The sequence below is a fragment of the Pantoea sp. X-Soil-ISGK-355 genome, from assembly GCF_059730805.1.
The window spans coordinates 3625295-3646312 of record NZ_AP035971.1 but is presented as its reverse complement, the minus strand read 5'-3'; the positions used below and the strand labels follow the sequence as shown (position 1 = coordinate 3646312).

Sequence of the window (21018 nt, the reverse complement as noted above, 5' to 3'; positions counted from 1 at the left end):
TGGAGAATCATGATCGCTTACGCCGGTCACTGTTAAAATTACCACTGTTAGCTGCGTTACCAGCTATTAGCTCTGCCAAAAGCCTGCCGCTATTATCGGGTAGTACACACCCACAACCCACAGGCAATAGCATGGAACGAACGTTATTACTAAAGAACGCTGAATGCGTGGTCTGCATGGATGCCGAGCGTCGGGAAATACGTAACGCCAGTATTCTGATTAAAGGGAACCAAATCGTTGCGGTCGGGGAAGCAGGATCGTTACCTGATAGCGCGGATGAAATGATTGACCTTCAGGGACACATTGTTATCCCCGGGCTGATCAATACGCATCATCACATGTATCAGAGCCTGACCCGGGCTATTCCTGCGGTACAAAACGGCGAACTGTTCAACTGGTTGACCCACCTCTACCCACTGTGGCAGAACCTGACGCCTGAGATGATTCATATCTCAACGCAGATTTCGATGGCTGAGTTAATGCTCTCCGGTTGCACCACCACCAGTGACCATCTCTATGTCTACCCTAACGGCTGTAAGCTTGACGACAGCATTGAGGCTGCAGCACTGATGGGCATGCGTTTCCATGCCAGCCGGGGCAGCATGAGTGTGGGCAAATCCCTCGGAGGCCTGCCGCCCGATTCGCTGGTTGAGAATGAAGCCGCCATCCTCAAGGATACGCAGCGTGTGATTGAACGCTATCACGATGACAGCCACGGCTCGATGTTACGCATCGTGGTGGCCCCATGTTCACCGTTCTCAGTCAGTCGTGAACTGATGAAACAATCCGCTGCACTGGCACGCAGCTTCAACGTCTCGATGCATACTCATCTGGCGGAGAACGACAACGATATCCGATATAGCCGCGAAAAGTTCCACATGACGCCAGCACAGTACGTTGAAGACCTCGGCTGGGTAGGGCCGGATGTCTGGCATGCACACTGCGTTAAACTGGATCAGTATGGTATGGAGCTCTTTGCACGCACCGGAACCGGCGTCGCACACTGTCCCTGTTCAAACATGCGGCTCGGTTCGGGCATTGCACCAATACGCCACATGTGCGATGCCGGTGTCCATGTCGGTATGGGCGTAGATGGGTCAGCCTCCAATGACAGCTCAGACATGATAGCGGAGGTACGTCAGGCAATGCTGTTACAACGCGTGGGTTTCGGCCCGGATGCGATGACGGCTCGTCAGGCTCTGGAGCTGGCGACGCTGGGTGGAGCAAAAGTGCTGAATCGCGATGACGTGGGCGCCATTGCGCCGGGCATGATGGCTGATCTGGCCATCTTTGATTTGAATCGCATTGGTCTTGCCGGGGCGGGGCACGATCCTGTCGCCGCCCTGGTGTTCTGTAATCCGGGGCAGGTCGCTTACAGCATCATCAACGGAAAAGTCAGGGTGCGAAACGGACAACTGGCCGGAATTGAACTGCCAGCCGTGCTGCATCAGCATAACCAACTGGCCAGAAAACTGGTTAGTTGAGTCATAAGGGCACTTTATTAGGGAGGCGACGAAAAATAAGGCAGATTACATTTGCTACTGTTCGCACTATTCCCTAGAATACGCCCTCCCTGTCATCAGGGAAAATCAGCGGCTCGATTGAGAGCCGTTTATTTTTTCTACCCATCTGTGAGAACCGGTGTTACAATGCCGCGCCCTCAATTATGGGGCTTTCTAACGACCTGAGGTTTAGGTCCCGAAGTAGTAGTTGACATTAGCGGAGCACTAAAATGATCCAAGAACAGACTATGCTGAACGTCGCCGACAACTCCGGTGCACGTCGCGTAATGTGTATCAAGGTTCTGGGTGGCTCGCACCGTCGCTACGCAGGCGTCGGTGACATCATCAAAGTTACCATCAAGGAAGCAATTCCTCGTGGTAAAGTCAAAAAAGGTGATGTCCTGAAGGCGGTAGTGGTGCGCACCAGGAAGGGTGTTCGTCGCCCGGACGGTTCTGTCATTCGCTTCGATGGTAATGCATGCGTTATTCTGAACAATAACAGTGAGCAGCCTATCGGTACGCGTATTTTTGGGCCGGTAACTCGTGAACTTCGTACTGAAAAGTTCATGAAAATTATCTCTCTGGCACCAGAAGTACTCTAAGGAGCGAACAATGGCAGCTAAAATCCGTCGTAACGACGAAGTTATCGTGTTAACCGGTAAAGATAAAGGTAAGCGCGGTAAAGTTAAGAATGTCCTGTCTTCTGGTAAGGTCATCGTTGAAGGTATCAACCTGGTTAAGAAACATCAGAAGCCGGTTCCGGCTCTGAACCAACCAGGTGGCATCGTTGAAAAAGAAGCTGCTATTCAGGTTTCTAACGTTGCACTGTTCAACGCGGCAACTGGTAAGGCTGACCGTGTAGGCTTTAGATTCGAAGACGGCAAAAAAGTCCGTTTCTTCAAGTCTAACAGCGAAACTATCAAGTAATTTGGAGTAGTACGATGGCGAAACTGCATGATTACTACAAAGACGAAGTAGTCCAGAAACTCATGACAGAGTTTGGCTACAATTCTGTCATGCAAGTCCCTCGGGTCGAGAAGATCACCCTGAACATGGGTGTTGGTGAAGCGATCGCTGACAAGAAACTGCTGGATAATGCAGCAGCAGACCTGGCAGCAATCTCCGGTCAAAAACCGCTGGTCACCAAAGCACGCAAATCAGTTGCAGGCTTCAAAATCCGTCAGGGCTATCCGATCGGCTGTAAAGTAACTCTGCGTGGCGAGCGCATGTGGGAGTTCTTTGAGCGTCTGGTCACCATTGCAGTTCCACGTATCCGTGACTTCCGTGGCTTGTCCGCTAAGTCATTCGATGGTCGTGGCAACTACAGCATGGGTGTACGTGAGCAGATCATCTTCCCAGAAATCGACTACGACAAAGTCGATCGCGTTCGTGGTTTGGATATCACCATTACCACTACTGCGAAATCTGATGATGAAGGCCGTGCTCTGCTGGCTGCCTTTGACTTCCCGTTCCGTAAGTAAGGTAGGGTTACTTAATGGCTAAGCAATCTATGAAAGCACGCGAAGTTAAGCGTGCAAAATTAGCAGACAAATTCTTCGCTAAACGCGCTGAACTGAAAGCGATCATCTCTGATGTGAACGCTTCCGACGAAGACCGTTGGGATGCTGTTCTGAAGCTGCAGAGTCTGCCGCGTGATTCCAGCCCTTCACGTCAGCGTAACCGCTGCCGTCAAACAGGTCGTCCGCACGGTTTCCTGCGGAAGTTTGGGTTGAGCCGTATCAAGGTCCGCGAAGCCGCCATGCGCGGTGAAATTCCGGGTCTGAAAAAGGCTAGCTGGTAATTGTCACCAATTGAATCACGGGAGTAACACAGATGAGCATGCAAGATCCGATCGCGGATATGCTGACCCGTATCCGTAACGGTCAGGCCGCGAACAAAGTTGCGGTCACCATGCCTTCCTCCAAGCTGAAATTGGCAATTGCCAACGTTCTGAAGGAAGAAGGATATATTGAAGATTTCAAAATCGAAGGCGACATCAAGCTGGAACTGGAACTTACTCTCAAGTATTTCCAGGGCAAAGCTGTTGTAGAAAGCATTCAGCGAGTAAGCCGTCCTGGCCTGCGCATCTATAAGAAAAAAGATGAGCTGCCAAAGGTAATGGCTGGTATGGGCATCGCTGTAGTTTCTACATCTAAAGGTGTCATGACTGATCGTGCAGCGCGCCAGGCAGGTCTTGGTGGCGAAATTATCTGCTACGTAGCGTAATCGGAGGATACATATGTCTCGTGTTGCTAAAGCACCTGTCGTTGTTCCTGCCGGCGTAGAGGTAAAACTCGACGGTCAGGTAATTTCGATTAAAGGTAAAAACGGCGAGCTGACTCGTACTATCAATGATGCTGTTGAAGTTAAGCATGCTGACAACGCTCTGACTTTCGCTCCGCGCGAAGGTTTCGTTGACGGCTGGGCGCAGGCGGGTACTTCTCGCGCGCTGCTGAACGCAATGGTTATCGGTGTTACCGAAGGCTTCACTAAGAAGCTGCAGCTGGTTGGTGTAGGTTATCGTGCAGCCGTTAAAGGCGACGTGGTAAACCTGTCTCTGGGCTTTTCTCATCCAGTCGATCACCAGCTGCCCGCGGGTATCACTGCAGAATGTCCAACTCAGACTGAGATCGTGCTGAAAGGCGCTGATAAACAGCTGATTGGTCAGGTTGCTGCGGACCTGCGCGCCTACCGTCGTCCTGAGCCTTATAAAGGCAAGGGTGTCCGTTACGCCGACGAAGTCGTGCGTACCAAAGAGGCTAAGAAGAAGTAAGGTAACACTATGGATAAGAAATCTGCTCGTATCCGTCGTGCGACCCGTGCACGTCGCAAGCTCAAAGAGCTGGGTGCTACTCGCCTGGTGGTACATCGTACCCCGCGTCATATTTACGCACAGGTAATCGCCCCGAATGGTTCCGAAGTTCTGGTCGCTGCTTCTACTGTAGAAAAAGCTATCACTGAACAACTGAAGTATACCGGTAATAAAGAAGCCGCAGCTGCAGTAGGTAAAGCTATCGCAGAACGCGCAATCGAAAAAGGCATCACTGGTGTTTCTTTCGACCGTTCCGGTTTCCAATATCATGGTCGCGTCCAGGCACTGGCAGATGCTGCCCGTGAAGCTGGCCTTCAGTTCTAAGGTAGAGGTCTAAGATGGCACACATCGAGAAACAAGCTGGCGAACTGCAGGAAAAACTGATCGCGGTAAACCGTGTTTCTAAAACTGTTAAAGGTGGTCGTATCTTCTCCTTCACAGCACTGACTGTGGTAGGCGATGGTAATGGTCGCGTAGGTTTTGGTTACGGTAAAGCGCGTGAAGTTCCAGCAGCGATCCAGAAAGCGATGGAGAAAGCCCGTCGCAACATGGTTAACGTCGCGCTGACCAACGGCACCCTGCAGCACCCTGTTAAAGGTGCACACACGGGTTCCCGCGTGTTCATGCAGCCGGCTTCAGAAGGTACCGGTATCATCGCCGGTGGTGCAATGCGCGCCGTTCTGGAAGTCGCTGGAGTTCATAACGTACTGGCAAAAGCCTATGGTTCTACTAACCCGATTAACGTGGTTCGTGCAACTATCGACGGCCTGGGCAATATGAAATCTCCGGAAATGGTCGCTGCTAAGCGTGGTAAATCCGTTGAAGAAATTCTGGGGTAATCACGATGGCTAAGACTATTAAAATCACTCAAACCCGTAGTTCAATCGGCCGCTTGCCTAAGCATAAAGCCACTCTGGTTGGCCTGGGTCTGCGTCGTATTGGCCACACCGTTGAGCGTGAAGACACGCCTGCAGTACGCGGTATGGTTAACGCGGTTTCCTATATGGTTAAAGTGGAGGAGTAAGAGATGCGTTTAAATACTCTGTCTCCGGCCGAAGGGTCTAAGCACGCTACCAAGCGTCTGGGTCGTGGTATCGGTTCTGGCCTCGGAAAAACCGGTGGTCGTGGTCACAAAGGTCAGAACTCACGTTCTGGCGGTGGCGTACGTCGCGGTTTCGAAGGTGGTCAGATGCCTCTGTACCGTCGTCTGCCGAAGTTCGGTTTCACCTCTCGCAAAGCAATGATCACCACAGAGATTCGTCTGTCTGATCTGGCGAAAGTTGAAGGCGGTATCGTCGACCTGAACGCGCTGAAAGCAGCCAACATTGTCGGTGTTCAGATTGAATTCGTTAAAGTAATTCTGTCTGGTGAAGTATCTACACCGGTAACGGTTCGCGGCCTGCGTGTCACCAAAGGTGCTCGTGCTGCAATCGAAGCTGCTGGCGGTAAAATCGAGGAATAAGTAGCAGATGGCTAAACAACCGGGATTAGATTTTCAAAGTGCCAAAGGTGGCTTTGGTGAGCTGAAACGCAGACTGCTGTTTGTAATCGGCGCACTCATTGTCTTCCGTATTGGCTCTTTTATTCCAATCCCTGGTATTGATGCCACTGTACTTGCCAAACTGCTTGAGCAACAGCGTGGCACCATCATTGAAATGTTTAACATGTTCTCTGGTGGTGCTCTCAGCCGTGCTTCTATTTTCGCACTGGGTATCATGCCGTATATTTCGGCATCAATTATCATTCAGTTATTAACGGTGGTTCATCCAGCGTTAGCGGAAATTAAGAAAGAAGGTGAGGCTGGCCGTCGTAAGATTAGCCAGTACACCCGATACGGTACGTTGGTATTGGCCATATTTCAGTCGATCGGTATTGCTACCGGTCTGCCGAATATGCCAGGGATGCAAGGCCTGGTCATGAATCCAGGCTTTGCTTTCTACTTTACCGCTGTTGTGAGTCTGGTCTCAGGAACAATGTTCCTGATGTGGCTGGGCGAACAGATTACTGAGCGTGGTATCGGTAACGGTATTTCGATCATTATCTTCGCAGGTATTGTTGCGGGTCTTCCGCCGGCCATTGGCCATACCATCGAGCAAGCGCGGCAAGGCGACCTGCACTTCCTTCTGTTGCTGTTGGTTGCAGTACTCGTATTCGCAGTGACCTTCTTTGTTATCTTCGTTGAACGTGGTCAGCGCCGCATTGTGGTGAACTACGCAAAACGTCAGCAGGGTCGTCGCGTTTACGCTGCACAGAGCACACATTTACCGTTGAAAGTGAATATGGCGGGTGTTATTCCAGCCATCTTTGCTTCCAGCATTATTCTGTTCCCGGCAACGATTGCATCGTGGTTTGGGGGCGGTACCGGTTGGAACTGGCTGACAACAATTTCGCTGTATTTGCAGCCAGGACAGCCGCTTTATGTGCTACTCTATGCGACTGCAATCATCTTCTTCTGTTTCTTCTATACGGCGTTGGTTTTCAACCCACGTGAAACAGCAGATAACCTGAAGAAGTCTGGTGCATTCGTACCGGGAATTCGTCCGGGAGAGCAAACGGCGAAGTATATTGATAAAGTGATGACGCGACTGACCTTAATCGGCGCGCTGTATATTACTTTTATCTGCCTTATCCCGGAGTTCATGCGTGATGCGATGAAGGTTCCCTTCTACTTTGGCGGTACTTCACTGCTCATCGTAGTTGTCGTCATCATGGACTTTATGGCTCAAGTGCAAACTCTGATGATGTCTAGTCAGTATGAGTCGGCACTGAAGAAAGCTAACCTGAAAGGCTACGGCCGTTAATTCAGTTGGTTGAGAAGTTACGGAGAGTAAAAATGAAAGTTCGTGCTTCCGTCAAGAGATTATGTCGTAACTGCAAAATCATTCGTCGCGACGGTGTCGTACGTGTGATCTGCAGCGCCGAGCCAAAGCATAAACAGCGCCAAGGCTGATTTTGTCACATATTTTTCTTGCAAAGTCGGGTTGAGCTGGCTAGATTAGCCAGCCAATCTTTTGTATGTCAGTACGTTTCCATTTGAGTATCCTGAAAACGGGCTTTTCAGCATGGGACGTGCTTGTTTAATTATAGGAGTGCATAGTGGCCCGTATAGCAGGCATTAACATTCCTGATCAAAAACATACCGTTATCGCATTAACTTCGATCTTCGGTATTGGTAAAACCCGTTCAAAAGCCATCTGCGCTTCTACGGGTATTGCTGAAAATGTTAAGATCAGTGAGCTGTCTGAAGAACAAATTGATCAGCTGCGTGATGCAGTTGCGAAATTCGTTGTAGAAGGTGATCTGCGCCGTGAAATCACCCTGAGCATCAAGCGTCTTATGGACCTTGGTTGCTACCGTGGTTTGCGCCATCGTCGTGGTCTTCCGGTTCGCGGTCAGCGTACTAAGACCAACGCACGTACCCGTAAGGGTCCGCGTAAACCGATCAAGAAATAATCGGGGTGAGTAAATAATGGCAAAGGCACCAGTTCGTGCACGCAAGCGTGTAAGAAAACAAGTCTCAGATGGCGTGGCTCATGTCCATGCTTCTTTTAACAACACCATCGTTACCATTACTGATCGTCAGGGTAACGCACTGGGTTGGGCAACCGCCGGTGGTTCCGGTTTCCGCGGTTCACGTAAATCCACTCCGTTTGCTGCTCAGGTCGCTGCAGAGCGCTGTGCAGAAGCGGTAAAAGATTACGGAATTAAGAACCTGGAAGTTATGGTAAAGGGTCCGGGTCCAGGTCGCGAATCTACGATTCGTGCTTTGAACGCCGCTGGTTTCCGCATCACTAATATTACTGATGTGACTCCGATCCCTCATAACGGTTGTCGTCCGCCGAAAAAACGTCGCGTATAACGCCCGTTTTTTTAGGATAGTTGGAGAAAGAAAATGGCAAGATATTTGGGTCCTAAGCTCAAGCTGAGCCGTCGTGAGGGCACTGACTTATTCCTTAAGTCTGGCGTTCGCGCGATTGATTCCAAGTGTAAGATTGAACAAGCCCCTGGTCAGCATGGTGCGCGTAAACCGCGTCTGTCTGATTACGGCGGTCAGTTACGTGAAAAGCAGAAAGTTCGTCGTATCTACGGCGTGCTGGAGCGTCAGTTCCGTAACTATTATAAAGAAGCAGCTCGTCTGAAAGGCAACACCGGTGAAAACCTGTTGGCTCTGCTGGAAGGTCGTCTGGACAACGTAGTTTATCGTATGGGCTTTGGTGCCACTCGTGCGGAAGCACGTCAGCTGGTAAGCCATAAGTCTGTTCTGGTAAATGGCCGCGTTGTTAACATCGCTTCTTATCAGGTATCTCCGAATGATGTCGTTAGCATCCGTGAGAAAGCCAAAAAGCAATCTCGCGTGAAGGCCGCTCTGGAGCTGGCTGAGCAGCGTGAAAAGCCAACCTGGCTGGAAGTTGATGCGACTAAGATGGAAGGTGTGTTCAAGCGTATTCCTGAACGTACTGATCTGTCTGCGGACATTAACGAACACCTGATCGTCGAGCTTTACTCCAAGTAAAGCTTAGTACCAAAGAGAGGACACAATGCAGGGTTCTGTGACAGAGTTTCTAAAACCGCGCCTGGTAGATATCGAGCAAGTGAGTTCGACGCACGCCAAGGTGACCCTTGAGCCTTTAGAGCGTGGCTTTGGCCATACTCTTGGTAACGCACTGCGCCGTATTCTGCTTTCATCCATGCCGGGTTGCGCGGTGACCGAGGTTGAAATTGATGGTGTACTTCATGAGTACAGCACCAAAGAGGGCGTACAGGAAGATATCCTGGAAATCCTGCTCAACCTGAAAGGGCTGGCGGTAAGAGTTCAGGGTAAAGATGAAGTTATTCTGACCCTGAATAAATCTGGCATTGGCCCTGTGACTGCAGCCGACATTACCCATGATGGTGATGTCGAAATCGTCAAGCCTCAGCATGTCATTTGCCATCTGACCGATGAGAACGCGGCTATCAGCATGCGTATCAAAGTTCAGCGTGGACGTGGCTATGTGCCGGCTTCTGCCCGAATTCATTCGGAAGAAGATGAGCGCCCAATCGGCCGCCTGTTAGTTGACGCTTGCTATAGCCCTGTAGACCGTATCGCCTACAATGTTGAAGCAGCGCGAGTAGAGCAGCGCACCGACCTGGACAAGCTGGTCATCGAAATGGAAACCAACGGCACAATCGATCCTGAAGAGGCGATTCGTCGTGCGGCAACCATTCTGGCAGAACAACTTGAAGCTTTCGTTGACTTACGTGATGTACGTCAGCCGGAAGTTAAAGAAGAGAAACCAGAATTCGATCCGATCCTGCTGCGCCCTGTTGACGATCTGGAATTGACTGTCCGCTCTGCTAACTGCCTTAAGGCAGAAGCTATCCACTACATCGGTGATCTGGTACAGCGTACCGAGGTTGAGCTGCTTAAAACGCCTAACCTTGGTAAAAAATCTCTTACTGAGATTAAAGATGTGCTGGCTTCGCGTGGTCTTTCTCTGGGTATGCGCCTTGAGAACTGGCCGCCAGCAAGCATTGCTGATGAATAATCAGATCACAGGTTAAGGTTTCACTGAGAAGGATAAGGTCATGCGCCATCGTAAGAGTGGTCGTCAACTGAACCGCAACAGCAGCCATCGTCAGGCTATGTTCCGCAACATGGCCGGTTCTCTGGTTCGTCATGAGATCATCAAAACGACTCTGCCGAAAGCCAAAGAACTGCGTCGCGTAGTTGAGCCGCTGATTACTCTTGCCAAGACCGACAGCGTAGCTAATCGTCGTCTGGCATTCGCCCGTACTCGTGATAACGAGATCGTGGCAAAACTGTTTAATGAGCTGGGCCCGCGTTTCGCGAGCCGTGCCGGTGGTTACACTCGTATTCTGAAGTGTGGCTTCCGTGCTGGTGACAACGCTCCGATGGCTTACATCGAGCTGGTTGATCGTCCAGAAGCTCAAGCAGAAGCAGCCGCAGAGTAATCTGTAGCAACGTAAAAAACCCGCTTCGGCGGGTTTTTTATTGCCTGAAATTTACTACCTTAGAACTTACTCTTTTCATGTTCAAAGGAGCTAACTATGTGGCTGGTTGATGAACTTGCTGAACAGCACATCAAAGCGGCGCTGGAAAAAGGCGAGCTGAGTAATCTTCCCGGCTCTGGTAAGCCACTGCAGCTGGATGATGACAGTCATGTTCCGCCTGAGTTAAGAGCGGGCTACCGGTTGCTGAAAAATTCGGGCTTTCTGCCGCCGGAGCTTGAGCTCAGACGTGAAGCCTTGGAAGTTAACGATCTTATTCGCAACCTCGATCCTGCGGATCAACACTATCAGGATCATTGTCATCGGCTTCAGGTGCTGGAGCTAAGATTACGCCAGGCGGGTATCAGTACCGATTTTCTTCATGGCAGTTATTCTACTGCTATTCAGCATCGTTTCCGCGAGGAGGAGTAAATGTTTCGCATCGGTCAGTTAGCTAAGCTTGCAGAGGTGACGCCAGACACCATCCGTTTTTATGAAAAACAGCAGATGATGGATCATGACGGTCGTACGGAAGGGGGATTTCGCCTTTATACCGAGGCCGATCTTCAGCGTCTGAAATTTATTCGCTACGGTCGTAAACTCGGATTTAGCCTTGAAGCCATCAGAGAGCTACTTTCTATAAGGGTCGATCCTGCGCATCATACCTGTCAGGAATCGAAAGCGATCGTTGAAAAACGGCTAAGTGAAGTGGCTCAGATGATCGCAGAATTGGAAACGATGCAACGTTCTCTGCGTCACCTCTCGGACGCGTGTTGTGGTGACAGTCACAGTAGCATTTCGTGCTCAATTCTTGAGGCACTTGAGCGGGGAGAGGCGTTGAGTAAATAAGCATCTTGTTATTTTGCTGCAAAGGAATAGAGTATCAGACCATCTCAACAGGAGGCGTCATGAGTAAATATCAGCACACTAAAGGGCAAATACGCGATAACGCGATTCAGGCTCTGCTGCACGACCCGTTATTTCGACAACGTATTGAACAGAAGCAAAAGGGTAAGGGCAGTTTTAAGCGGAAAGAGAAACATGGTAAGGGGACGGGATGGGAGGGCAGTGATAAGAAAGCGTCTTATCACTGCCCTTCTACTTTTTCAGTAAAAAAACCGCCGTTGAGGCGGCTTATTCACTATACCCGGGTGTTCTGCTGTTTCAGCAGATCGCGGATTTCAGTCAGTAAAACTTCTTCATTTGACGGTTTAGCAACCGGCTTCTCCACTTCCTTTTTCTTGTACAGACGATTCATCAACTTAATCGCCATAAAGATCGCGAAAGCGATAATGACGAAATCAAAGATGGTCTGAAGGAAGATACCGTACTGCATAACAACAGCTGGCGCATCGCCAGTTGCGGGCTTAAGAACCCAGGCGAATGATTTGAAATCGACTCCACCGATCAGCAGGCCTAATGGTGGCATGATGATATTAGCGACTAATGATGAAACGATTTTGCCGAATGCCGCACCGATGATAACACCCACGGCTAAATCCATTACGTTGCCGCGCATTGCGAAATCACGAAACTCTTTGATTAAACTCATACTTCTCTCCTTGCCCAAGCTAACGCCATAAAGTCTAACAAACCTCACTGTTTTTGCCATCAACACAGCCAATTAAGCAGCGGTTTTGTATGCCGTATGCTGAGTCAGCCTGTAAACGCGGCATTTAAAGGAAAAACGGACTCGGCTGGAAGAGACGTTCCACATCTGACACGAATTTCTTGTCGGTCAGGAACATGATGACATGATCGCCTTGTTCAATACGCAGGTTATCATTGGCAATCATCACATCATCACCACGAACAACAGCGCCAATAATGGTCCCTGGCGGCAGTTTGATGTCATCAATCGAACGACCCACAACGCGTGACGTCGACTCGTCACCATGCGCTATCGCTTCGATCGCCTCTGCAATACCGCGTCGTAAAGATGAAACGCCCACGATATCCGCTTTGCGCACATGACCCAGCAGAGCCGAGATCGTGGCTTGCTGAGGGGAAATAGCGATATCGATGACGCTGCCCTGGACCAGATCGACGTAAGCGCGGCGCTGAATCAGTACCATCACTTTTTTTGCACCCATCTTTTTCGCCAGCATGGCAGACATGATGTTGGCTTCATCATCGTTGGTGACGGCGATAAACAGATCGACCTGCTCAACGTGTTCTTCAGCGAGCAGCTCCTGATCGGACGCATCGCCATAAAACACCACGGTGTCATGCAGATGTTCTGCGAGTTCCGCTGCGCGCTGGGGATTCCGCTCAATCAGCTTAACGCTGTAGTGCTTCTCAAGCCGCTGCGCCAGACCGAAACCGATGTTGCCGCCACCGACCAGCATAATCCGTTTATAAGGTTTCTCCAGCCGCTGCATTTCACTCATCACCGCACGAATGTTCTGGCTGGCAGCGATGAAGAACACTTCATCACCGGCTTCTACGATGGTTGAACCCTGCGGACGAATAGGGCGATCCTGGCGGAATATAGCGGCTACGCGCGTATCAATGTGTGGCATGTGCTCACGCATGATCGATAGCGGATTTCCCACCAGCGGCCCGCCATAATAGGCTTTTACCACTGCCAGACTGACTTTTCCTTCAGCAAAGTTAACCACCTGCAATGCGCCAGGATACTGAATCAGACGGTAAATGTTGTCGATGACCAGCTGCTCAGGGGAGATCAGATGATCGATAGGCACTGCTTCAGGTATAAACAACTTGTCTGCATCACGCAGATAGTCGGCCGCACGGATACGGGCGATGCGATTCGGCGTATTGAAAAGCGAATAAGCAATTTGGCAGGCGATCATGTTGGTTTCATCCGAGTTGGTTACAGCAACCAGCATGTCGGCATCTTCTGCACCCGCCTCACGCAAAATTCTCGGATGGGAACCATGACCCTGAACCACGCGCAGATCGAATTTGTCCTGCAGATGACGCAGGCGCGAAGAGTCAGTATCGACAACCGTGATGTCGTTGTTCTCACCTACCAGATTTTCTGCCAGGGTTCCGCCAACCTGTCCTGCACCCAGAATGATTATTTTCATCGCTTATCAATACTCATCTCAGTTTGTACCCGATTTCTTTATCAGCTTAGCGTAGAAGAAACCATCTCCGCCCTCGGCTTCCGGGAATACCTGCAACCCGTTAGCGGACGCATCCCACAACGGTTCCGCCTGGGCGTCGTGCTGGCGTTGCAGGAAAGCGTCTATCTGCTGATGATTCTCTTCTGGCAGGATAGAGCAGGTCGCATAAATCAGCGTACCGCCGGGTTTAAGGTGTGGCCAGATAGCATCAAGAATTTCGCTCTGAAGCTTTGCCAGCTCAGCGATATCACGATCGCGACGCAGCCACTTAATGTCGGGATGGCGTCGGATAACACCGGTTGCAGAGCAGGGCGCATCCAGCAGAATCCGGTCAAACTGACGATCACCGCACCACTGCTGCGGCGTCCGTCCATCACCCTGTTTAATGTCTGCTTTCATGCCCAGTCGCTGCAGATTCTCCTCCACGCGTTTAAGGCGTTGCGCATCCACGTCGACGGCCATTACATGGGCTTCCGGCGCGATTTCAAGGATGTGGGTCGTTTTGCCGCCGGGAGCCGCGCATAAATCCAGGATCTGTTCGCCGTTTTGCGGTTCAAGCAGTAACGCACAGCGCTGAGCGGACAAATCCTGCACGGTTACCCAACCCCGATCAAACCCAGGTAACTGACTGACGGGGGCAGGGGCGTCAAGCCGCAGCGCATCCGGCACGTCGTCAGCCGGTTGTGCATTCCTGCCACTTTCAACCAGCTTGTGCAGCCACGCGTCACGATCCTGGTGCTGACGGTTAATCCGCAGCCACATCGGCGGACGCAGATTATTGGCTTCCACAATCTGTTGCCACTGTTCCGGCCAGGCATGCTGCAATCGCTTTAGCAGCCATCCCGGATGCAGATAACGCTGTGGGCCATCCTGAATGCTGGCGAGCAGCTCTTCCCGCTGGCGCTGAAACTGGCGTAATACACCATTTAATAAGCCTTTCAGGCTGGTACGCTTCAGGACTTCGGCGCCCGCGACGGTTTCTGCCAGTGCGGCATGGGCAGGTACGCGGGTATATTCCAGCTGATAAAGACCGACCATCATCAGATAGTGCAGAACCCGCTGTTTGCCTGTCAGTGGACGCTCCATCAGTTTGCCGATTAGCGCTTCCAGCTGCGGCAATGTGCGCAATACGCCAAAACAGATTTCCTGCACTAACGCGCTATCTTTGTCAGAGAGTTTTTTCTGGGCGGCGGGGAGTGCCGTATTCAGGGATTCGCCCTTGTCGACAACGCGCTCAATAAGTTGAGCGGAGAGGCTACGCAGGTTGATTGATTTAGTCATAAGGTTTTGTCATCAAACAAAAGGCCCGGTGAGTGACCGGGCCTGAGAGTCAGTCCAGAAGGGTTCCAGGTTCAAACCATTCCCGGCGCGAGTTGAGAAGATCCTGAGCCGACATCGGCTTTTTACCGGCGGGCTGTAACTGCAGCAGATTAAGTACACCCTGAGCCGTCGCTACCTGTATGCCATGCTTATCCGCACTGATTATTTCACCCAGCGAACGATCGCAGTGAGGCAGGACACTTGCCTGCCAGACTTTCACGGGTTGATCATCAATGGTGAAAAAGCTCATCGGCCACGGGTTAAACGCGCGAATACAGCGCTCGAGCTGTTCTGCTGAGAGTGTCCAGTCAAGACGCGCCTCCTCTTTACTAAGCTTCTCAGCATAGTTGGCCAGAGTCTCATCCTGTTTTTCAGGTGAAGCCTGCTGTGTGCTCAGTAAGGTCAGCGTATCCAGCAGCCCCTGTGGACCAAGCTGCGCGAGCTTGTCATAGAGCGTTGCACTGGTATCGTGGGCAGTAATCGGACAAGCGAGCTTATGCAGCATATCGCCAGTATCCAGACCGACGTCCATCTGCATAATGGTCACGCCGGTTTCACTGTCGCCAGCCCACAGAGCGCGCTGAATAGGCGCGGCTCCGCGCCAGCGCGGCAGCAGCGAACCATGAACGTTGATACAGCCGAGACGTGGCATATCCAGCACGGCCTTGGGCAGAATCAATCCGTAGGCCACAACTACCATCACATCGGCCTTCAGATCAGCGACCAGTCGCTGATTTTCTTCAGGTCGCAGAGACTTCGGCTGATAAACCGGAATGTCATGTGACAGCGCCAGCGTTTTGACCGGGCCTGGGGTGAGTTTGTTACCGCGACCCGCAGGACGATCAGGTTGGGTGAATACGCCGATAACCTGATGTTCAGAAGCAAGCAGCGCGTCAAGATGACGCGCTGCGAAGTCAGGTGTGCCGGCAAAGATGATTTTTAGCGGGGCAGACACGTTTATCCCTTCTTAAGCTCTCAGGAAGCCTGCGCGTTCTGACGCGCCAGTTTCTCTAATTTAGTTTTGATTCGTTGCCGCTTCAGAGGCGACAGATAATCAATAAACAGTTTGCCTTCCAGATGATCAATCTCATGCTGGATGCAGATGGCCAGTAACTCGCTGGCTTCCAGCTCGAAACTTTTACCGTCACGATCAAGGGCGCGAACCTTTACCCGCTCGGCACGTGGAACAAATGCGCGCTGTTCCGGAATAGAGAGGCAACCCTCTTCAATACCGGTTTCGCCGCTTTTTTCAAGCAGCTCAGGGTTGATCAGGACTAAACGCTCTTCACGACTTTCAGAGACATCAATCACGATAATGCGCTGATGAATATCGACCTGCGTAGCCGCAAGACCTATACCTTCTTCGGCATACATCGTCTCGAACATATCATCAACGATACGCTGAATGTCTGCGTTAACTTCTTTAACGGGCGCGGCGACTTTGCGAAGACGCTCGTCAGGGAAATGTAATACCTGCAAAACTGACATAAATATCCAGATCTGTATTCGGTTAAGAAAAGATTACTGCCTCATATTGTAGACTTTTCGAGGCCTGATTGACAGCATTGTGCGGCAGGAAGCAAGGGCGATCAGGGAGCAGGAGATGGACAAAATAGGGCAGTATGTGCGGCTGGCTGCCGTCACCGGAATGACAGGGAAACGCTGGGTTGACGTGGCGCAGCAGACAGGTGCCGGACCGGCAGACGATGAGCAGCTTATCCGGCTTGGGTTAGACGCCAGCCAGCGGCAGCAATATTATGAATTTAATGAAAAAAATATTGAGCAAGTCTGTTCCTGGCTGGCGCAGAGTCCGGCTCATCATCTGATTACCGCTCTGGATGCAGCTTATCCAGCCCGTCTTAAAGAAACCAATCGTTTTCCGCCCCTGCTCTATATTGATGGCGATCCTGCCGTTATCACTACACCACAGTTAGCCATTGTGGGGAGCCGAAACAGCTCCCACTATGGTCGTTACTGGTGTGACTGGTTTACCCAGCATTTAAGCGCGGGCGGATTGACTATCACCAGCGGACTGGCGCGGGGTATTGATGGCGTTGCACATCAGGCCGCACTCAACGTGGGCGGTAAAACGGTGGCAGTGTTAGGAAGCGGATTGCAGCGTCTCTATCCCAAAAACCATACAGGCCTTGCCGCCGAGATCGTCGAGCAGGGCGGTGCTATCGTTTCTGAGTTTCCACTGACGACCATACCGCATCCCCTTAATTTTCCACGCCGCAATCGTATCATTAGCGGCCTGAGCCACGGTGTGCTGGTGGTAGAAGCCTCGCTGAAAAGTGGCTCACTGGTGACGGCCCGTTATGCGCTGGAGCAAAATCGCAATGTCTATGCTTTACCTGGCGCACTCGGCAACCCGTTAAGCGAAGGCGTAAACTGGCTGATTCAGCAGGGCGCGCTGCTGGTGGCTCATCCCAATAACATCGTAGAAGATCTGGCAAATGCACTTAACTGGCTACCTGTGGCTCAGGCGGATGAAATTTATTCTGAGGTGAGGGACGATGCTCCATTGCCATTTGCTGATGTGTTGGCTAACGTAGGAGATGATGTTACACCTGTTGACGTTGTCGCTGAACGTGCCGGCCAATCTGTGCCAGTTATCTCAGCTCAGTTGCTGGAACTGGAGTTAGCAGGATGGATCGCAGCTGTACCCGGCGGCTATGTCCGATTGAGGAGGGCATGCCATGTTCGACGTACTGATGTACTTGTTTGAAACATATATCCACAACGAAGCAGAAATGGGTGTTGATCAGGACAGATTGACAGACGACCTGACGGATGCCGGGTTCCATCGTGAAGATGTTTACAGTGCGCTGAACTGGTTAGAAAGACTGGCTGACTATCAGGAAGGACTGGTAGAACCAATTTTACTGACAAATGATCCGCTCTCCATGCGTATTTATACCGATGAAGAGAGCAAACGTTTAGATGCTGACAGCCGTGGTTTCCTGCTGTTCCTGGAGCAGATTCAGGTGCTGAACCTGGAAACCCGTGAAATGGTCATCGAACGTATCATGGCGCTGGATACCTCTGAGTTTGACCTTGAGGATCTCAAATGGGTGGTGCTGATGGTGTTGTTCAACATCCCGGGATGTGAAAATGCCTATCAGCAGATGGAAGAACTGCTATTCGACGCCAATGAAGGTATGCTGCATTAAATTTCCTTTCATGCATTGATCGCTATGAGTAAAGCTGCACTCTTCACCGTGCGTAAACAGGATCCCTGCCCCGCTTGCGGGGCAGAACTGGTTATCCGCTCCGGTAAACACGGTCCTTTTCTGGGCTGCACGAACTACCCGGCTTGTGACTACATCCGACCTTTAAAAGGTCAGGCCGATGGCCATGTGGTCAAAGTGCTGCAAGGCCATGCCTGTCCTGAATGCGGTGCGGATAAAGTGTTGCGGCAGGGGCGTTTTGGCATGTTCATCGGCTGCAGCCTCTATCCGGAATGCGGATACACAGAAACCATCGATAAACCGGATGAAACCTCGCTGGCCTGCCCACAGTGCCATGAAGGCCGGTTAGTTCAGCGGCGTTCCCGTTATGGCAAAACGTTTCACTCCTGTGATCGTTATCCGGCCTGTCAGTTTGTCGTCAATCTGACACCCGTTGCCGGAATCTGTCCTTATTGTGAGTATCCGCTGTTAGTTGAGAAAAAGACGGCTCAGGGCGTTAAGCGCTTCTGCGCCAGTAAGAGTTGTGGCAAAGCCATCGCTGAAGAGAATTCATAGACCATGGAAAATCAACACCTCGCCGATTCACTTGAGACCTGTTTAGAGCATCTGAATCGTCAGGCGGTCATCGCCTATCCTACGGAAGCCGTATTTGGTCTGGGCTGTGACCCTGACAGTGAATCTGCCGTTATGGCCCTGCTGGCACTCAAACAGCGCCCGGTAGAGAAGGGGCTCATCCTCATTGCGGCTGATTACAGTCAGCTTGAGCCTTACATCTCGGCGCGCGAACTTTCTGTAATCCAGCGGGAGCGGATGTTTGCCCGCTGGCCCGGCCCGGTGACTTTTGTCGTACCGGTACCGCCACAAACGCCTCGCTGGCTTACCGGACAGTTTGATTCACTGGCCATTCGCGTCAGTGATCATCCGGATGTTCAGGCGCTATGCCGCGCGTTTGGCAAACCGCTGGTCTCGACCAGCGCAAATCTGTCAGGCCTCCCTCCCTGCCGCACAGCAGAAGAAGTGAAGCAGCAGTTTGGTGAGCCGTTCCCGGTTCTGGCGGGTAAAACGGGTGGACGACTCAATCCTTCTGAAATCCGCGATGTCATCAGCGGCGAACTTATACGTCAGGGTTAATTTATGGATCACTTCGCCGTTTTCGGTAATCCGATCAGCCACAGTAAATCGCCGCTAATCCATCAGGCTTTTGCTGAGCAGACGGGCATTGAACATCGCTATGGTCGCATCTGTGCCCCGGTTGATGGTTTTCCTCAATCGCTTTCTGCTTTTTTCGAGCAGGGAGGTCGTGGTGCCAACGTGACATTACCTTTCAAACAGCAGGCATGGGAATTTGCCGATCAGCTCAGCGAACGTGCAGCTCTGTCCGGTGCGGTAAACACCGTCAAAAAGCTCAGTGATGGGCAAATCCTGGGAGACAACACGGATGGTATCGGCTTGTTAAGCGATCTTGAACGGCTAAATATGATCAACGCTGGCGATAATGTCTTGCTGGTGGGAGCGGGCGGGGCCGCTCGCGGTGTCATTCTGCCGCTGCTTTCAGCAGGCGTGACGCTTACCGTCGTCAATCGTACAGCCGCGCGCGCTGAAGAGCTGGCGAACCTGTTTAGCGCGAGCGGGAGTATCCGGGCATCTGGTTTTGAGCAACTGACGGATCAGCGCTTTAATCTGATCATCAACGCCACGTCAAGTGGTGTGAATGGAGAAACGCCTCCTTTACCTGCAGAAGTAATCCATTCAGATGTGCGCTGTTATGACATGTTTTACCAAAGCGGGCTAACGCCTTTTTTACGCGGGTGTCAGGCGCAGGGGACTCGTCATCTGGCCGATGGACTGGGGATGCTGGTGGGGCAGGCTGCGCATTCCTTCTATCTATGGCACGGTGTGATGCCGGAAATCACGCCGGTGATTGCTCAGCTTAAGCAGAACATGCAGCCATGAATCAGGCGATACAGTTCCCGGATGAGGAAACCTATGACGCTGAACTAAACGCAGTCTGTTTTCCAGTACTGGTCAATGGCATGCGGCTGAATTGTGCAATCAGCCGCGATTCGCTGGCTTCACGTTTTGGTAAAGGGGAGGCGATGGCGCTGTTTCGGCACCATCGTTGGGATCTGGAAGATGAGGCCGAAGCGGCTGTTCGTCAGGATAACGTGGATGCTCAGGGCTGGGTCTGGCTATCTCCCGCCAGATAATCCTCTTTCCAGCCAACATAGTTATTGGCGGAATAGCGCAGACCTTCCTTCTCACTGTCATTCAGCGGCCTGACCTGCTTTACCGGGCTACCCAGATAGAGATAGCCGCTCTCCAGTCTTTTACCGGGCGGCACCAGGCTTCCGGCACCAATCATCACCTCTTCTTCTACTATTACGCCATCCAGCAGAATCGATCCCATTCCGACCAGCACGCGATCGCCAATGGTACAGCCGTGTAGCATCGCTTTATGCCCGACGGTGACGTCCTCGCCAATAATAAGAGGAAAGCCCAGGGGGTTGGCGGCTGATTTATGTGTGACGTGCAGAACACTGCCGTCCTGCACATTAGTACGGGCACCAATGCGGACCTGATTCACATCACCCCTGATCGCAACCAGCGGCCAGATGCTCACATCATCCTCCATAATCACATCACCGATGACAACACTGCTTGGATCGACCATCACGCGCTGGCCAGTTTGCGGGAAAAGATTTTTATAGGGACGTAGGGCGGAAGTCATCTTGTTCTCCTTTGTTCTGTTTTCACTGCAGCCTGATGCCATTTTAGCCAGCTGACAAGCCAATTCTGACCCGGATCGCTGGCGATCTCATCAATCTGGATCATTTATAACCGTTCAGATAAAAGATCCTAAAAAAGGGTTGTGCTCTGAAACGGGATATCCCTATAATGCGCCTCCATCGACACGGCACACCGGCAACGGGAAACGGGTTGAAGGTTCAGGAGACTGACCCGCCGGAGAAAACTTCTGAAATAGAGGTTGACTCTGCAGGAGGAAAGCGTAATATACGCCACCTCGCGACAGGACGCTAACGCACTGTTCGCACTGCTCTTTAACAATTTATCAGACAATCTGTGTGGGCACTCGCAGGATTGATATCAGC

32 protein-coding genes and 1 pseudogene are annotated in these 21018 nt (G+C 51.5%); 27 read left to right on the top strand and 6 right to left on the bottom strand.

Translation table 11 applies throughout. The annotated features are described in order from the left end of the window. The first annotated feature begins 131 nt into the window (after nt 1–131). The 21 genes and pseudogenes from AC6I8J_RS16760 to arfA all read left to right on the top strand — a co-directional run. On the top strand, nt 132–1484 hold the full coding sequence (locus tag AC6I8J_RS16760) for an 8-oxoguanine deaminase (RefSeq protein WP_253420216.1): 1353 nt from the start codon (nt 132–134) through the stop codon (nt 1482–1484). 248 nt (nt 1485–1732) lie between these two features. Then, nucleotides 1733–2104, top strand: a complete 372-nt coding sequence (rplN, locus tag AC6I8J_RS16755) for a 50S ribosomal protein L14 (protein ID WP_006120590.1) — start codon at nt 1733–1735, stop codon at nt 2102–2104. A 10-nt stretch (nt 2105–2114) separates the two neighbouring features. Beyond that, nucleotides 2115–2429, top strand: coding sequence for a 50S ribosomal protein L24 (rplX, locus tag AC6I8J_RS16750; RefSeq protein WP_003850150.1), 315 nt, complete (start codon nt 2115–2117; stop codon nt 2427–2429). Between the two features lie 14 nt (nt 2430–2443). Beyond that, entirely contained in the window at nt 2444–2983 is a 540-nt protein-coding gene (rplE, locus tag AC6I8J_RS16745) for a 50S ribosomal protein L5 (RefSeq protein ID WP_003850155.1), read from the top strand. Nucleotides 2984–2997: 14 nt separating this feature from the next. Next, nucleotides 2998–3303 (top strand): 30S ribosomal protein S14, encoded by a 306-nt coding sequence (rpsN, locus tag AC6I8J_RS16740; RefSeq protein WP_008927132.1) that lies wholly within the window; start codon nt 2998–3000, stop codon nt 3301–3303. 32 nt (nt 3304–3335) lie between these two features. Then, nucleotides 3336–3728, top strand: a complete 393-nt coding sequence (gene rpsH / locus AC6I8J_RS16735) for a 30S ribosomal protein S8 (protein WP_003850158.1) — start codon at nt 3336–3338, stop codon at nt 3726–3728. A gap of 13 nt (nt 3729–3741) precedes the next feature. After that, nucleotides 3742–4275 carry a 50S ribosomal protein L6 gene (rplF, locus tag AC6I8J_RS16730; protein ID WP_013359237.1) on the top strand — a complete coding sequence of 178 codons (534 nt, stop codon included), beginning with the start codon at nt 3742–3744 and terminating at the stop codon, nt 4273–4275. A 9-nt stretch (nt 4276–4284) separates the two neighbouring features. Next, nucleotides 4285–4638, top strand: a complete 354-nt coding sequence (gene rplR / locus AC6I8J_RS16725) for a 50S ribosomal protein L18 (protein WP_003850163.1) — start codon at nt 4285–4287, stop codon at nt 4636–4638. A 14-nt stretch (nt 4639–4652) separates the two neighbouring features. After that, nucleotides 4653–5153: a 30S ribosomal protein S5 gene (gene rpsE, locus AC6I8J_RS16720; RefSeq protein ID WP_003850164.1), complete on the top strand. Its 501-nt coding sequence runs from the start codon at nt 4653–4655 to the stop codon at nt 5151–5153. Nucleotides 5154–5158: 5 nt separating this feature from the next. After that, nucleotides 5159–5338 (top strand): 50S ribosomal protein L30, encoded by a 180-nt coding sequence (rpmD, locus tag AC6I8J_RS16715; protein ID WP_003850166.1) that lies wholly within the window; start codon nt 5159–5161, stop codon nt 5336–5338. 3 nt (nt 5339–5341) lie between these two features. Then, complete coding sequence (rplO, locus tag AC6I8J_RS16710) at nt 5342–5776, top strand: 50S ribosomal protein L15 (RefSeq protein ID WP_003850168.1); 435 nt, start codon at nt 5342–5344, stop codon at nt 5774–5776. 7 nt (nt 5777–5783) lie between these two features. After that, nucleotides 5784–7115: a preprotein translocase subunit SecY gene (secY, locus tag AC6I8J_RS16705; RefSeq protein WP_003850175.1), complete on the top strand. Its 1332-nt coding sequence runs from the start codon at nt 5784–5786 to the stop codon at nt 7113–7115. 32 nt (nt 7116–7147) lie between these two features. Then, nucleotides 7148–7264 carry a 50S ribosomal protein L36 gene (gene rpmJ, locus AC6I8J_RS16700; RefSeq protein WP_010252805.1) on the top strand — a complete coding sequence of 39 codons (117 nt, stop codon included), beginning with the start codon at nt 7148–7150 and terminating at the stop codon, nt 7262–7264. Nucleotides 7265–7410: 146 nt separating this feature from the next. Continuing rightward, complete coding sequence (gene rpsM, locus AC6I8J_RS16695) at nt 7411–7767, top strand: 30S ribosomal protein S13 (protein WP_003850176.1); 357 nt, start codon at nt 7411–7413, stop codon at nt 7765–7767. A 16-nt stretch (nt 7768–7783) separates the two neighbouring features. Continuing rightward, nucleotides 7784–8173: a 30S ribosomal protein S11 gene (gene rpsK, locus AC6I8J_RS16690; protein WP_004160563.1), complete on the top strand. Its 390-nt coding sequence runs from the start codon at nt 7784–7786 to the stop codon at nt 8171–8173. A 33-nt stretch (nt 8174–8206) separates the two neighbouring features. Continuing rightward, a complete protein-coding gene (rpsD, locus tag AC6I8J_RS16685) occupies nt 8207–8827 on the top strand; it encodes a 30S ribosomal protein S4 (RefSeq protein WP_008927131.1) in 621 nt (206 codons plus the stop codon). Nucleotides 8828–8852: 25 nt separating this feature from the next. After that, a complete protein-coding gene (locus AC6I8J_RS16680; RefSeq protein WP_003850179.1) occupies nt 8853–9842 on the top strand; it encodes a DNA-directed RNA polymerase subunit alpha in 990 nt (329 codons plus the stop codon). A gap of 40 nt (nt 9843–9882) precedes the next feature. After that, nucleotides 9883–10269, top strand: coding sequence for a 50S ribosomal protein L17 (rplQ, locus tag AC6I8J_RS16675; protein ID WP_003850180.1), 387 nt, complete (start codon nt 9883–9885; stop codon nt 10267–10269). A 96-nt stretch (nt 10270–10365) separates the two neighbouring features. Then, complete coding sequence (locus tag AC6I8J_RS16670) at nt 10366–10737, top strand: DnaJ family domain-containing protein (protein WP_161736568.1); 372 nt, start codon at nt 10366–10368, stop codon at nt 10735–10737. Next, nucleotides 10738–11154 (top strand): Zn(2+)-responsive transcriptional regulator, encoded by a 417-nt coding sequence (zntR, locus tag AC6I8J_RS16665; RefSeq protein ID WP_161736567.1) that lies wholly within the window; start codon nt 10738–10740, stop codon nt 11152–11154. A gap of 59 nt (nt 11155–11213) precedes the next feature. Further along, a pseudogene (arfA, locus tag AC6I8J_RS16660) lies at nt 11214–11288 on the top strand (alternative ribosome rescue factor ArfA); the annotation flags it as partial. Between the two features lie 158 nt (nt 11289–11446). Here the strand turns inward: arfA and mscL are convergent. From mscL to def, 5 genes are all read right to left on the bottom strand, one after another. Beyond that, nucleotides 11447–11857: a large-conductance mechanosensitive channel protein MscL gene (mscL, locus tag AC6I8J_RS16655; RefSeq protein ID WP_033734108.1), complete on the bottom strand. Its 411-nt coding sequence runs from the start codon at nt 11855–11857 to the stop codon at nt 11447–11449. 124 nt (nt 11858–11981) lie between these two features. Further along, the gene (gene trkA / locus AC6I8J_RS16650; RefSeq protein ID WP_013359233.1) at nt 11982–13358 is read right to left on the bottom strand and encodes a Trk system potassium transporter TrkA; all 1377 of its coding nucleotides are present in this window, start codon (nt 13356–13358) and stop codon (nt 11982–11984) included. An 18-nt stretch (nt 13359–13376) separates the two neighbouring features. After that, entirely contained in the window at nt 13377–14678 is a 1302-nt protein-coding gene (rsmB, locus tag AC6I8J_RS16645; protein WP_480344070.1) for a 16S rRNA (cytosine(967)-C(5))-methyltransferase RsmB, read from the bottom strand. A gap of 49 nt (nt 14679–14727) precedes the next feature. After that, on the bottom strand, nt 14728–15672 hold the full coding sequence (fmt, locus tag AC6I8J_RS16640) for a methionyl-tRNA formyltransferase (RefSeq protein ID WP_161736877.1): 945 nt from the start codon (nt 15670–15672) through the stop codon (nt 14728–14730). Nucleotides 15673–15692: 20 nt separating this feature from the next. Further along, nucleotides 15693–16205, bottom strand: coding sequence for a peptide deformylase (def, locus tag AC6I8J_RS16635; protein WP_013359230.1), 513 nt, complete (start codon nt 16203–16205; stop codon nt 15693–15695). A gap of 115 nt (nt 16206–16320) precedes the next feature. Between def and dprA the strand changes: the two genes are divergently transcribed. The 6 genes from dprA to AC6I8J_RS16605 are packed head-to-tail and all read left to right on the top strand — an operon-like array spanning nt 16321 to nt 20115. Then, nucleotides 16321–17445 (top strand): DNA-protecting protein DprA, encoded by a 1125-nt coding sequence (gene dprA / locus AC6I8J_RS16630; RefSeq protein ID WP_222924927.1) that lies wholly within the window; start codon nt 16321–16323, stop codon nt 17443–17445. Further along, nucleotides 17417–17890, top strand: a complete 474-nt coding sequence (gene smg / locus AC6I8J_RS16625; RefSeq protein ID WP_013359228.1) for a DUF494 family protein Smg — start codon at nt 17417–17419, stop codon at nt 17888–17890. Before dprA ends, smg begins: the two co-directional genes overlap by 29 nt. A 24-nt stretch (nt 17891–17914) precedes the next feature. Then, complete coding sequence (locus AC6I8J_RS16620) at nt 17915–18463, top strand: DNA topoisomerase family protein (RefSeq protein ID WP_161736879.1); 549 nt, start codon at nt 17915–17917, stop codon at nt 18461–18463. A gap of 3 nt (nt 18464–18466) precedes the next feature. Further along, on the top strand, nt 18467–19039 hold the full coding sequence (tsaC, locus tag AC6I8J_RS16615) for an L-threonylcarbamoyladenylate synthase type 1 TsaC (RefSeq protein WP_161736880.1): 573 nt from the start codon (nt 18467–18469) through the stop codon (nt 19037–19039). A gap of 3 nt (nt 19040–19042) precedes the next feature. Further along, nucleotides 19043–19861, top strand: a complete 819-nt coding sequence (gene aroE / locus AC6I8J_RS16610) for a shikimate dehydrogenase (protein WP_497825582.1) — start codon at nt 19043–19045, stop codon at nt 19859–19861. After that, on the top strand, nt 19858–20115 hold the full coding sequence (locus tag AC6I8J_RS16605) for a DUF1488 family protein (protein ID WP_161736882.1): 258 nt from the start codon (nt 19858–19860) through the stop codon (nt 20113–20115). Before aroE ends, AC6I8J_RS16605 begins: the two co-directional genes overlap by 4 nt. Here the strand turns inward: AC6I8J_RS16605 and AC6I8J_RS16600 are convergent. Beyond that, the gene (locus AC6I8J_RS16600; protein WP_161736883.1) at nt 20082–20636 is read right to left on the bottom strand and encodes a gamma carbonic anhydrase family protein; all 555 of its coding nucleotides are present in this window, start codon (nt 20634–20636) and stop codon (nt 20082–20084) included. The two genes, AC6I8J_RS16605 and AC6I8J_RS16600, sit on opposite strands and share 34 nt — an antisense overlap. Nucleotides 20637–21018: the final 382 nt, after the last annotated feature.

Bases quoted from the DNA above. Each gene is read 5' to 3' on its own strand.
- rplQ (WP_003850180.1), top strand. From the start codon at position 9,883: ATGCGCCATCGTAAGAGTGGTCGTCAACTGAACCGCAACAGCAGCCAT.
- rpsN (WP_008927132.1), top strand. From the start codon at position 2,998: ATGGCTAAGCAATCTATGAAAGCACGCGAAGTTAAGCGTGCAAAATTA.
- dprA (WP_222924927.1), top strand. From the start codon at position 16,321: ATGGACAAAATAGGGCAGTATGTGCGGCTGGCTGCCGTCACCGGAATG.
- aroE (WP_497825582.1), top strand. From the start codon at position 19,043: ATGGATCACTTCGCCGTTTTCGGTAATCCGATCAGCCACAGTAAATCG.
- AC6I8J_RS16605 (WP_161736882.1), top strand. From the start codon at position 19,858: ATGAATCAGGCGATACAGTTCCCGGATGAGGAAACCTATGACGCTGAA.
- secY (WP_003850175.1), top strand. From the start codon at position 5,784: ATGGCTAAACAACCGGGATTAGATTTTCAAAGTGCCAAAGGTGGCTTT.
- rpmD (WP_003850166.1), top strand. From the start codon at position 5,159: ATGGCTAAGACTATTAAAATCACTCAAACCCGTAGTTCAATCGGCCGC.
- def (WP_013359230.1), bottom strand. From the start codon at position 16,205: ATGTCAGTTTTGCAGGTATTACATTTCCCTGACGAGCGTCTTCGCAAA.
- rpmJ (WP_010252805.1), top strand. From the start codon at position 7,148: ATGAAAGTTCGTGCTTCCGTCAAGAGATTATGTCGTAACTGCAAAATC.
- trkA (WP_013359233.1), bottom strand. From the start codon at position 13,358: ATGAAAATAATCATTCTGGGTGCAGGACAGGTTGGCGGAACCCTGGCA.
- rpsK (WP_004160563.1), top strand. From the start codon at position 7,784: ATGGCAAAGGCACCAGTTCGTGCACGCAAGCGTGTAAGAAAACAAGTC.
- AC6I8J_RS16620 (WP_161736879.1), top strand. From the start codon at position 17,915: ATGAGTAAAGCTGCACTCTTCACCGTGCGTAAACAGGATCCCTGCCCC.
- mscL (WP_033734108.1), bottom strand. From the start codon at position 11,857: ATGAGTTTAATCAAAGAGTTTCGTGATTTCGCAATGCGCGGCAACGTA.
- rplO (WP_003850168.1), top strand. From the start codon at position 5,342: ATGCGTTTAAATACTCTGTCTCCGGCCGAAGGGTCTAAGCACGCTACC.
- rsmB (WP_480344070.1), bottom strand. From the start codon at position 14,678: ATGACTAAATCAATCAACCTGCGTAGCCTCTCCGCTCAACTTATTGAG.
- AC6I8J_RS16600 (WP_161736883.1), bottom strand. From the start codon at position 20,636: ATGACTTCCGCCCTACGTCCCTATAAAAATCTTTTCCCGCAAACTGGC.
- AC6I8J_RS16680 (WP_003850179.1), top strand. From the start codon at position 8,853: ATGCAGGGTTCTGTGACAGAGTTTCTAAAACCGCGCCTGGTAGATATC.
- rplE (WP_003850155.1), top strand. From the start codon at position 2,444: ATGGCGAAACTGCATGATTACTACAAAGACGAAGTAGTCCAGAAACTC.
- tsaC (WP_161736880.1), top strand. From the start codon at position 18,467: ATGGAAAATCAACACCTCGCCGATTCACTTGAGACCTGTTTAGAGCAT.
- rpsH (WP_003850158.1), top strand. From the start codon at position 3,336: ATGAGCATGCAAGATCCGATCGCGGATATGCTGACCCGTATCCGTAAC.
- zntR (WP_161736567.1), top strand. From the start codon at position 10,738: ATGTTTCGCATCGGTCAGTTAGCTAAGCTTGCAGAGGTGACGCCAGAC.
- rplN (WP_006120590.1), top strand. From the start codon at position 1,733: ATGATCCAAGAACAGACTATGCTGAACGTCGCCGACAACTCCGGTGCA.
- rplR (WP_003850163.1), top strand. From the start codon at position 4,285: ATGGATAAGAAATCTGCTCGTATCCGTCGTGCGACCCGTGCACGTCGC.
- AC6I8J_RS16760 (WP_253420216.1), top strand. From the start codon at position 132: ATGGAACGAACGTTATTACTAAAGAACGCTGAATGCGTGGTCTGCATG.
- rplF (WP_013359237.1), top strand. From the start codon at position 3,742: ATGTCTCGTGTTGCTAAAGCACCTGTCGTTGTTCCTGCCGGCGTAGAG.
- smg (WP_013359228.1), top strand. From the start codon at position 17,417: ATGTTCGACGTACTGATGTACTTGTTTGAAACATATATCCACAACGAA.
- rpsE (WP_003850164.1), top strand. From the start codon at position 4,653: ATGGCACACATCGAGAAACAAGCTGGCGAACTGCAGGAAAAACTGATC.
- rplX (WP_003850150.1), top strand. From the start codon at position 2,115: ATGGCAGCTAAAATCCGTCGTAACGACGAAGTTATCGTGTTAACCGGT.
- rpsD (WP_008927131.1), top strand. From the start codon at position 8,207: ATGGCAAGATATTTGGGTCCTAAGCTCAAGCTGAGCCGTCGTGAGGGC.
- AC6I8J_RS16670 (WP_161736568.1), top strand. From the start codon at position 10,366: ATGTGGCTGGTTGATGAACTTGCTGAACAGCACATCAAAGCGGCGCTG.